This window comes from Enterococcus sp. (genome assembly GCF_032555305.1).
Classification (GTDB): domain Bacteria; phylum Bacillota; class Bacilli; order Lactobacillales; family Enterococcaceae; genus Enterococcus_A.
In genome coordinates, this window is sequence record NZ_JAWGOQ010000054.1 from 1 (window position 1) to 10,084 (window position 10,084).

Below are 10,084 nucleotides of genomic sequence, written 5' to 3' on the forward strand. Positions count from 1 at the left end.
AGCCTTTATTTTTTTGTCCTGAATTTCGAAAGAAATCAGATAAAAAGACGTCCCAAACTCAAATTACGAGTTTGGGACGTCTTTTGTCTACAGTCTGAGAGCTGATTTACTCAGCTCTGGGAAATCAATTTTCTACAAAAACAGCTTCAAAAACAAAATCCTGATATAGATGTCTGGTGATGGAGTATTCGAAAGGGGTCCCGTTTGCTAAAGAAACACTCTTTTCAACCTCGATCATATAGTCGCCAACATCAATCCCCAAGATTTTTGCATCAAATTCTGTCGCGAGGACACCCTTCATCCAAACATGAGAGGCGTTAATCTCTAAATGCAGTTCATCGCGAATATAGGAATAAACAGATCTTTCCAAATGCTTTGGTTCTAATCCCGGGATGATCGAAAGGGGCATGAAGGTCTGCTCCAATGAATAAGGCTGCTGGTCAACAAATCGGCTGCGGACGATATTATAGATATATTCCTTCTCATTCAATTGCAGCATTTCAGCCACTTTCTTAGAAGGGAGTTCGATCGAAAAGGTATGAATCTCCGAATCAACATGTTCCTCACCAACGACACTCATTAAACCTTCGCTTGGTCCGAATACCTTAGAATTATGGATCGGTTTCCGCAAAACCTCCGTACCAAATCCGCTTCGGCTATGAAGAACGCCTTCTGAAACCAACATGTCCAACCCTTTTTTGACCGTTAGTTTACTCGTATTGTACTGTTTAGCCAGCTCAGTCCCCGCTGGCAGCTTTTCCCCAATCGCGTAAGTACCGTCTTCAACCTTTCTTTTTACGTCTAAATAGACCTCCATATATTTTGCATTCTTTCTCATTGTCTCCTCCTTGATCACTCAATAAAAGATATAAATAATTATATACTTTTGCGCGGTTTTATCAATGCTTTTACGATTAAAAGAATAAATTATTTTTAAAAGTATATATTTTTAATAAAAAACCTATTCCGTTTTTACGAAAGCGATGTTATGATGAATACGCAATCAAGAAAGGGTCGAACTTAGGGCGACAGTTTTACTGTGTATCTTTGGAACGACTAATGGAATGACTATGAAATAGGGGGATACAATGAATAAACAGCAATTAACATTTCCAGAGAATTTTTGGTGGGGCTCAGCTTGGTCGGCTGAACAATCAGAAGGCCGCGGTGAAACAGGAAAAGCAGAAACAGTATGGGAACGGTGGTATAAAGAACAGCCTTATCGGTTTTATCAAGGAATCAGTTCAGAAACAACGACAGATCATATCCACCGCTACAAGGAAGATGTTCAGCTCATGAAACAAACCGGACATAATTCTTTTCGGGTCTCGATTTCTTGGGCACGGATGTTTCCAGCAGATGGTACAGGCGAAGTAAATCCTAAAGCGATCGCATTTTATCGTGATCTATTTACGGAAATGAACAACAATGGAATCAAGGTATTCGCCAACCTATATCACTTTGATATGCCCGCGGCTCAACAGGATAAGGGCGGCTGGGAATCACGAGAAGTGGTAGATGCCTATGTGAACTTTGCGGATACTTGTTTTAAAGAATTTGGTGATCTAGTTCATCATTGGTTCACTTTTAATGAACCGTTAGGACCAATCTTAGGTTCATACCTAGAAGATTTCCATTATCCAAACATTATTGACTTTAAACGAGGCGCGCAGGCCACTCATTTTACGATTTTGGCTCATGCTAAAGCGATTGCGGCGCATAAAAAACGCGATCTTAATAGTAAAATCGGTGTGATTCTAAACTTGAGTCCAACCTTCCCGCGGAGCCAGCATCCCGCCGATGTGAAGGCAGCAGAAATTGCCGATCTGTTTTATGTACGCAGCTTCTTAGATCCGATGGTCAAAGGGGTATATCCTGAAAAATTAGTTGAACTGCTGCGGGAATACGATCAGCTGCCAGTTGATTATACCGAAGAAGATCTGGCATGTATTAAGGAAAACACTGCTCAAATATTAGGTTTAAACTATTACGAACCGCGTCGAGTGAAAGCTCGTTTGACTGCAATCAATCAAGAAGGACCATTTTTACCAGACTGGTTCTTTGAAAATCATGTGATGCCAGGTCGCCGGATGAATGAATACCGCGGCTGGGAAATCTATGAAAAGGGCATCCATGATCTGTGCATGGATATCAAAGAAAATTATGGCAACATCGAAGCCTTCATCTCGGAAAACGGGATGGGTGTGGCTAATGAAGAACGTTTCATGGATGAAACCGGTCAAGTGATCGATGATTACCGCATCGAATACATTCAAGATCACTTAGCCTATCTTTGGAAAGCGATCAATGACGGCTGCAATATCAAGGGTTATCACTTATGGACGTTCATTGATTGCTGGTCATGGATCAACGCCTACAAGAATCGCTATGGTTTGGTGTCGCTTGATTTACCGACACAAAGACGGACGATCAAGAAAAGTGGCGAATTCTATAAAAAACTCAGCGATCAAAACGGCTTTGAGTACGATGTTGATCGGCTAGTATAATCGATTTGAAAACCAATCTGAAAAGGTTGGTTTTTTTGTTGGAATTTGTTTTTTTACCCGGTTTGATATTGTATCGAGTGATCATCTTCTTTAAAATTTGAACTAGTAAATGACAACTAGGAGGAGCAACGAATGAGTCAAAAAATACTAGCAATCGATATCGGCGGATCAGCGATCAAAAGCGGATTATGGGAAAATGACGAATTAACGGAGCTGCCCAGCTTCGAGACACCAAAAACCTGGGATGAAATGAAAGCGTATTTAAAATCGTTAGTGGAAGAACACCAAATCACTGAGGGTGTAGCGATCAGCGCCCCGGGAGCAGTCAATGCCGAAGAGGGTGTGATTTACGGTGTAAGTGCCGTTCCTTATCTACATCGGTTTCCGATTAAACAGGAATTAGCAGAATTTTTGGGCGTGCCTGTCTCTTTTCAAAATGATGCGAATTGCGCAGCGCTAGCCGAGGTTTGGCAGGGTAATGCGAAAGGGCTAGAATCAGCTGCTATGATGATTATCGGTACAGGAATCGGCGGTGGAGTCGTGATCAATGGCGAATTACGTACGGGCGCAAATCTTTTTGGCGGCGAGTTCGGCTATCAGATCATGAATAATGAGACGCTGGAAACACTGAGTGATCTAGGCAGTCCAGTGGCGATGTCGAAGCGCTATTCAAAGATCAAGGCGGATGAACATGAGTATTCGAGCAAAGAAATTTTTGATTTAGCCGAAGCTGGCGATGAGCTGGCGCAAGAACAAATCGATCAGTTTTATAATGCCCTAAGCATCGGAATCTATAATGTTTTGATCTCGCTAGATCCAGATCGGGTATTGATCGGTGGCGGGATTTCGACGCGGGAAGATTTATTGATGAATTTGGAAAAACGGGTACAGGAGCTATTACTGCAAAAGGGAGCGAAGGAATTAAAGGCATCTATCATGCCTTGTAAATTCTTAAGCCAAGCGAATTTGATCGGAGCGGTTTGTCAGTTTTTGACGGAACAAAAATAAAGGAACCCCCACTTTTCTTACAGGAGAGTGGGGGTTAAATTCTTGAAGGACAAAATAAGAATCTATTATAGCAGTGTCATTTTTCTCCAGATTCACAAATTAACTCTATATGCAGTATCTGCATTAGTAACAATCGAACTTATCGTAAACCAAAATCATTTGAGAAAACAGTGAGTTGTCAAATAGATGAAATGATAAAATGGAAGTGATTAAACAAGAGAAGAGGTCCCACGATGGATAAAAAAGATCTCATAAATGAAAGTATCGACTATATTTTGGCTAATTTTGAGGAACCAATCACAGTTGAAGAAGTAGCAAAGCACCTTTCTTTTTCTAAATATTATTTTTGTCGGATGTTCAAAGAGGTGACTGGTGAAAGTGTCTATTCCTTTATCAAGCGTTTGAAAGTTGAACAAAGTGCGATTGATCTGAAAATTCAAAAAGAGAGACGAATTACTGATATTGGGTTGGATTATGGATATAGTGCGTCTAATTACAGTTCGCTATTCAGGGAACACTATCATATTTCACCGAATGAATATAGAAAAACGTTGGACGCAACAACGATTTCAAATCCTTTTTCTCCTCATAAGCAAGAAGTTTTAGATACATTCGAGGAGTATCAGACGAAGATTGAAACAAAAGATTTGAATGATCTGTATGTTGTTTATGAAAGAGTACTGGGGAATTATAGTGATTTGAAAAATAGCTGGACATCGCTAGTTGAAGAGAGTGCTTACTACGATGGCACTACTGTAATGATAGAAAAATTTTACAATGATCCAGCTGTTGCGATTGATGATCACAGTATTTGTGATCTGTGCTTTATGATTGAAGAGGAAGTAAAAGAAAATAATACAATGATAATAAAGGGCGGCAAGTACGCTATTTTTCCATATAATGGTACGATCGATGATATTTTTCGAGTGATGCAAGGCTTTTTTAGAATCTGGCTTCCAAGGAGTGGCTATAAGATGCGAGAAAAATATGGATTGACGATCTATCGCGAAATCGACTGGAAAAAGGACTATGTACACTTGGATATGTGTATTCCCATCGAATAGAGCAAGAATTCAGAAGTCGGCAGAAAGATTCTTTTTTACAATAAGGTTGTCTAAATCAGATAACTTTGTTGTAGAAGAGAGTCTTTTTTTGAAAGGAGTGGGAGTATGGAAGTGGTGATTCCACCATACACTGGGTGACTATCTTGTGATTTAGGGAGGATGGTGAAGGTGAGGAAGATAAAATGGTTTGTGACATGCTTGAAAGTTCCCACGATAACACGGCATTGTAAGAAATGTAATGTCGATACAGAGTTTTCCTGCTCTGAAAGATTTCGGATCAATGCTCAGGGCAAATACTTAGATGTTTGGTTGATTTATAATTGCAAAAAATGTAAGACTAGCTGGAATTCGACCATTTTATCTAGAATTCATACGAATAAGCTAGACGCCGATTTATTGGCTCTTTTTCAGGAGAATGACTTAACGCTTTCGAAAAAGTACGGCACTGACAAAGCAACATTAAAGAAAAATGGTGTAGTGATCCAAAGTATTGAATACCAAGTTTTAGGTGATTTGTTCGAACTGGACGAAGAGGTAGCCGTGACAATTCAAACGGAGTACCCATTAGACATCAAGCTCTTTACGATTTTGAAAGAAAAACTGAGTTTATCAAACAATGAGTTGCACCATCTAATTGCTAAAGGCAAGATCGTTGGTTCATCGAATAGATTATTCAAAGAGAAACTACAAAATCAGCACACGGTTTTATTTAATCCAAAAAAGGAGTCGAAAATTGCCTAAACTGGGGTCTCATATAGATTTAAAAAGACTATTAATTGAAATCGAAGAATGCTGCGAAAAGGATTTTTTTCGCAGCATTTTTATTTAAATTTTTCTTTTCTCATAAAAGGAAAAGGAGGCTTGCTTATGTCGCCATATTCGTCGGCCTTTAGGTAATCGACTTCAACGTGAGGATACGCATTGAATTCTTCAAGGTGATCCTTCAACATCGGAACTAAGACCAGCAGATCGATCTCGACAGCATGCAAAAATTCTCTAGCTTCTGCCAAAGTAGCGGGATGCCAATCATAGTTTGGGTATAGTTTGGAAATGTTTTGGATCATATCGGCAGTAGCATAATCGTTTGCGGTAAAACCCCAGTCTTTGGCTTTTTCTGATTTATATCGATGAACAACAAGCAACGCTTTTTTCATAAAAATTTCCCCCTTCAGACAAACGCCCCACTGATCTTCTTTTATTGTACCTAGTAAGAGGAGTAAGCTCAAATCTTAAATGAAACGCTTCCCTTATTAAATCGTTGCATTTAGCTGGATTTCTAGAAAAAATTGGCGTAAATTACGAAAGGAACTTTTTGAGAAAGCGAGTGTTTTGTTTGAAGAACTTAGATTTAGCGAGAACGGCATTGGTCGTGATCGATTTGCAAAAAGGCATTATGGGCACTGGAGAATTGAAACCTTACTCAGCCGCAGAGTTGTTAGAGAAAAACAATCAGTTGGCTGATAGCTTAATAAATTCTCCAGCCTTGATTACATTAGTCAATGTAGATCCAACAACGATGCAGTTATTAAATAAAGAAAGAAGCGGTAAAGCGTATGCGAATATTCCAGTGGGGTTTTCTGAATATGTGATGCCGATCGCGGAAGATGAAACTGCTGAAAATGTCATCAAGATAACCAAACACAATCCAGGAGCCTTCTTTGGAACGGATTTGGATTTGCAACTGCGGCGACGTGGGATTGATACGATTATTCTAACGGGAGTAGCTACCGCAAACGGTGTTTACGCGACTGCTTTGGATGCCTACCAGCATGGCTACAAAGTGATTGTCGTTGAAGATGCTTGCGCCGATCGTGATGGCGAGCTGCATCAAATCTTTTTTGATAAGCTATTTGTTAGGTTAGGAGAAATTACTTCTACTAAAGAAATTCTATCTGCGATTAAATCAGAAGATATTTAAAAGAGTCTGACACACCCCAAACGTTCAACGTATTGGGGTGTGTTGCTAAAGAAATAGAAGAATGTATAATTTAAAATGTAAGCGGAGACATAAATAAAAGAGGTGATTTTTGATGGAAAAACAAATAGTAAAGATTTTGCCATTTTTCGAAGCGCGCATTTGGGGTGGCAAACGAATGCTGGAAACGTTCAATTATCAGACAGATATTTATCCGATTGGCGAAGTTTACAATGTCGTTGCTCTGCCTGGTGCAGCGGATTGTCCGGTAGCAGGCACTGATCTGACCCTCTCTCAGCTTTATTCAAAATATCCAGATTGGTTTGATTGCGACACGGAGGAATTGCCGATTCGAGTCAACTTACTAGATCCCTTAGCCGATTTATCGGTCCAGCTCCACCCAGACGATGACTATGCCTTGAAGCATGATAATTCACGGGGGAAACCAGAAGCATGGGTCATTTTGGACACACCAGCCGATGGCAAAATCGAATTTGGCCACCATGCGAGAACTAGAGAAGAGTTTGCAGAATGGGCACATGCTGGTGATTGGGGAAAATTATTGAAATATTTGCCAGCCAAGAAGGACTACTTTATTGATATTCCCGCTGGAACCTTACATGCCATCAATCGCGATGTGCTGACCTACAACATTTCCCGCAATGCCGATCTGACCTATCGTTTGTATGACTATGGCAGAGTTGATCCGAATACTGGAGAAGAAAGAGAGTTGCACATCGATAAAGTATTGGAAAATGTTTTGGTGCCCGATACCTCAGAAGGCTTTGTCTGGATTGAACCTTACCAAAAAGCCGGCTGCGAAATCACGGATTATTGGGATGAGCCGGGATTATACAGTTTAAGCCGGATCAAGACGAAGGAACAAGGTTCTTATTACTTGGAGCGCTTTGCTTTTATCACAATAGTAGATGGAGCCGGTATGGTAAATGAGGTGGCGGTTTCGAAGGGGGAAACAATCTTAGTTCCAGCGGGAATCGAGCAATTGGAATTTACTGGTACCTTGGATATGTTTGTTGCCAGCTATAAAAATGGAGGAAAGTAAGATGGAAACGAAAGAAGTTGCCTACACCGCCGCAATGGAGTTGGCGAAGACCTTGAAGAAAATCGATCAAAGCCAGATTGATCAGTTAGTTAACGGCATCAAGCAGGCCAAACGGATTTTCGTATCAGGTGCAGGTCGTTCACTGTTGATGCTGAAAGGATTGGCAATGCGCTTGATGCATTTAGGGTACGAGGTCTATGTTGTTGGTGAAGTGATAACACCAGCATTTTTACCTGATGATCTATTAATCCTTGCCAGCGCATCAGGAGAAACCACGTCTCTGATCAATACCGCCAGTAAAGCCAGTAAAATCGGCGGGAAGATTATCAGCCTGACGGTGTTTCCAGAATCAAGCATAGGAAAACTATCTGCGGGCGTGATTCGGATCCCAGCCTATACCGATAAGCTGCCTGAAAGTGAAGAGAATCAAAAGGGAATCTTAACCGGCGGCAGTATGTTTGAAGAAGCAGTCTTACTACTGGCGGACTCTTTGATTGTTGAATTGGCGTTAGAGCAGAAAGTACCGACTGATCGGGCGTTTGAAAAGCATGCGAATTTGGAATAGGAGGATAGCAAATGAAATTACAGCTAGCGATTGACGAGTTAACACTTAGTGAAGCGTTGGAAGCCTTGAAGGACATTCATCCTTTCGTAGATATTGTGGAGGTAGGAACACCTTTCTTAATCGATGCTGGGCGAGAGGCGGTTCGGCAAATCAAGAAATATTATCCTGATCTTGAGGTTTTATGCGATGCAAAAATCATGGATGCGGGTGCGTATGAAGCGCAGTTGGCTTACGATGCCGGTGCCGAATATGTGACTGTGTTGGGTATCACGGACGATTTGACGATCAAGGGCTGCGTGGAGCAGGCCCAGAAGCAAAAAAGACAAGTGATGGTGGATTTGATCTGTGTGCAGAATTTTTCTGAAAGAGTTCCGGCAATTGAATCATTAGGTGTGGATATCATTGCAGTTCATACGGGAGCAGATCAGCAGCACGCGGGACGAACACCACTGGAGGATTTAAAAGAATTAAAACAATATACAAAAAAAGTTCAAGTAGCCGTAGCTGGCGGAATCAATAGCGAGACCATTGGTGATTATGTCGCATTAGAGCCAGAAATCGTGATTGTCGGCAGTGGGATTTTGAACGCGGCAGATCCAGTGAAAGCAGCGAAAACAATCAAGGCCGCATTGATGTAGCTGAATAAGTTTAATAACTAACTCCGTTTTTCTGTTATAAGACATGCTTATAGCAATTCACTAGTTGAAGATAAAGGTAGATAAAATCAGCTAAAAGAAAAAACAAAGGAACCGCTGCCAATAATTAATGATACAATAGAACTCGAGAACATCGGGCACGCGAAATTCGTGACTCTGTATGTTGAATAAATCTAAATGATTGTGAGTGAAGCTTAGTGGAAAAATTATTTGGCGGAATCGAAGCCGGCGGGACAAAATTTGTATGCTCTGTGGGAAATAATGATCTTGAAATCGTCGAGCGGGCCAGCTATCCAACGACGACACCAGAAGAAACAATGGAACTAGTGATCGGCTTCTTCAAGAAGTATGAAGAGCAATTAGTCAGTATCGGTATCGGCTCATTTGGACCGATCGATATTCATCGCGATTCCAAGACGTATGGCTATATTACGTCCACACCAAAATTGGCTTGGCAGAATTTTGATTTTGTCGGCACCATGAAAAAAGAGTTTGATTTACCAATTGATTGGACCACCGATGTGAATGCGGCTTGCTATGGTGAATATGTGAAAGGTCGTGGTGATGGTGTCAACAGTGTTGTGTATTATACGATTGGCACAGGTATCGGCGGCGGCGCGCTGCAAAAGGGCAACTTTGTCGAAGGCTTCAGTCATCCTGAAATGGGGCACGTACTAGTCAGCCGCAATCCTGAAGATGATTTTGAAGGCAGCTGTCCTTTCCACGGACACTGTTTAGAAGGAATGGCGGCAGGTCCAGCAATTGAAAAACGCTTAGGACGTAAAGGCCAAGACTTAAGTGAAGACGATCCTTATTGGGAAATCGAAGCGGATTACATCGCCCAATGTGCCTACAATACAACGTTGATGTTCTCACCAGACGTGATCATCTTCGGTGGTGGTGTGATGCAGCAGGAGCATTTAGTCAAAAAGGTTCGTGCGCGTTTCAAAGAATTAGTCAATGAATACGTGAAAACACCAGAACTAGAAGACTACATCGTGACACCAAAGCTGGGCAACAACGCTGGAACGATCGGCTGCTTAGCGTTAGCTAGAGAAGCAAAACTACATTCATAATTAGTAAGACTTCATGAGCTCGTATAGAGTCATGAGGTCTTTTTTAATTCTTTAAGGGAGTATAAAATTTTTACATGCAAAAAGCTTATGAGAGCAAGGGTATCCATGTCCGGCTTCACGAACTAGCTTTTCTACGCATACAGTTACTTCTAAACTGGCGTTAAGAAGAACTAGCATATCGGCAATAAGCAAAAATATTTCGAAATTTGAGAAGCACCAAGTAGGTACCA

11 protein-coding genes are annotated in these 10,084 nt (G+C 41.1%); 9 read left to right on the forward strand and 2 right to left on the reverse strand.

Going from position 1 to position 10,084, the window contains the following annotated elements; translation table 11 throughout:
• Window positions 1–124: 124 nt before the first annotated feature.
• Window positions 125–838 (reverse strand): GntR family transcriptional regulator, encoded by a 714-nt coding sequence (locus tag E6139_RS22490; protein WP_316405788.1) that lies wholly within the window; start codon window positions 836–838, stop codon window positions 125–127.
• A gap of 250 nt (window positions 839–1,088) precedes the next feature.
• Between E6139_RS22490 and E6139_RS22495 the strand changes: the two genes are divergently transcribed.
• The 4 genes from E6139_RS22495 to E6139_RS22510 all read left to right on the forward strand — a co-directional run bounded on the left by E6139_RS22495 (window position 1,089) and on the right by E6139_RS22510 (window position 5,320).
• Entirely contained in the window at window positions 1,089–2,507 is a 1,419-nt protein-coding gene (locus tag E6139_RS22495) for a glycoside hydrolase family 1 protein (protein ID WP_316405789.1), read from the forward strand.
• A 132-nt stretch (window positions 2,508–2,639) separates the two neighbouring features.
• Window positions 2,640–3,515: an ROK family protein gene (locus E6139_RS22500; RefSeq protein ID WP_316405790.1), complete on the forward strand. Its 876-nt coding sequence runs from the start codon at window positions 2,640–2,642 to the stop codon at window positions 3,513–3,515.
• Between the two features lie 233 nt (window positions 3,516–3,748).
• The gene (locus E6139_RS22505) at window positions 3,749–4,579 is read left to right on the forward strand and encodes a GyrI-like domain-containing protein (protein ID WP_316405791.1); all 831 of its coding nucleotides are present in this window, start codon (window positions 3,749–3,751) and stop codon (window positions 4,577–4,579) included.
• Between the two features lie 168 nt (window positions 4,580–4,747).
• Window positions 4,748–5,320, forward strand: coding sequence for a DUF1062 domain-containing protein (locus E6139_RS22510; protein WP_410470564.1), 573 nt, complete (start codon window positions 4,748–4,750; stop codon window positions 5,318–5,320).
• A gap of 80 nt (window positions 5,321–5,400) precedes the next feature.
• Here the strand turns inward: E6139_RS22510 and E6139_RS22515 are convergent, their stop codons facing one another.
• Window positions 5,401–5,733, reverse strand: a complete 333-nt coding sequence (locus tag E6139_RS22515) for a hypothetical protein (RefSeq protein WP_316405793.1) — start codon at window positions 5,731–5,733, stop codon at window positions 5,401–5,403.
• A 179-nt stretch (window positions 5,734–5,912) separates the two neighbouring features.
• Here E6139_RS22515 and E6139_RS22520 point away from each other — a divergent pair, with 179 nt between their 5' ends.
• The 5 genes from E6139_RS22520 (at window position 5,913) to scrK (ending at window position 9,854) form a co-directional block, all read left to right on the forward strand.
• Window positions 5,913–6,497, forward strand: a complete 585-nt coding sequence (locus tag E6139_RS22520) for an isochorismatase family protein (protein ID WP_316405794.1) — start codon at window positions 5,913–5,915, stop codon at window positions 6,495–6,497.
• A gap of 112 nt (window positions 6,498–6,609) precedes the next feature.
• Window positions 6,610–7,557: a class I mannose-6-phosphate isomerase gene (locus E6139_RS22525; RefSeq protein WP_316405795.1), complete on the forward strand. Its 948-nt coding sequence runs from the start codon at window positions 6,610–6,612 to the stop codon at window positions 7,555–7,557.
• A 1-nt stretch (window position 7,558) separates the two neighbouring features.
• On the forward strand, window positions 7,559–8,122 hold the full coding sequence (hxlB, locus tag E6139_RS22530) for a 6-phospho-3-hexuloisomerase (protein ID WP_316405796.1): 564 nt from the start codon (window positions 7,559–7,561) through the stop codon (window positions 8,120–8,122).
• 11 nt (window positions 8,123–8,133) lie between these two features.
• Complete coding sequence (gene hxlA, locus E6139_RS22535) at window positions 8,134–8,760, forward strand: 3-hexulose-6-phosphate synthase (protein WP_316405797.1); 627 nt, start codon at window positions 8,134–8,136, stop codon at window positions 8,758–8,760.
• A 215-nt stretch (window positions 8,761–8,975) separates the two neighbouring features.
• Complete coding sequence (scrK, locus tag E6139_RS22540) at window positions 8,976–9,854, forward strand: fructokinase ScrK (protein ID WP_316405798.1); 879 nt, start codon at window positions 8,976–8,978, stop codon at window positions 9,852–9,854.
• Window positions 9,855–10,084: the final 230 nt, after the last annotated feature.

What these genes read in the sequence shown, in the direction of transcription:
- E6139_RS22490 (WP_316405788.1), bottom strand. Translation starts at nt 838, where the DNA reads ATGAGAAAGAATGCAAAATATATGGAGGTCTATTTAGACGTAAAAAGA.
- E6139_RS22495 (WP_316405789.1), top strand. Translation starts at nt 1,089, where the DNA reads ATGAATAAACAGCAATTAACATTTCCAGAGAATTTTTGGTGGGGCTCA.
- E6139_RS22500 (WP_316405790.1), top strand. Translation starts at nt 2,640, where the DNA reads ATGAGTCAAAAAATACTAGCAATCGATATCGGCGGATCAGCGATCAAA.
- E6139_RS22505 (WP_316405791.1), top strand. Translation starts at nt 3,749, where the DNA reads ATGGATAAAAAAGATCTCATAAATGAAAGTATCGACTATATTTTGGCT.
- E6139_RS22515 (WP_316405793.1), bottom strand. Translation starts at nt 5,733, where the DNA reads ATGAAAAAAGCGTTGCTTGTTGTTCATCGATATAAATCAGAAAAAGCC.
- E6139_RS22525 (WP_316405795.1), top strand. Translation starts at nt 6,610, where the DNA reads ATGGAAAAACAAATAGTAAAGATTTTGCCATTTTTCGAAGCGCGCATT.
- hxlB (WP_316405796.1), top strand. Translation starts at nt 7,559, where the DNA reads ATGGAAACGAAAGAAGTTGCCTACACCGCCGCAATGGAGTTGGCGAAG.
- hxlA (WP_316405797.1), top strand. Translation starts at nt 8,134, where the DNA reads ATGAAATTACAGCTAGCGATTGACGAGTTAACACTTAGTGAAGCGTTG.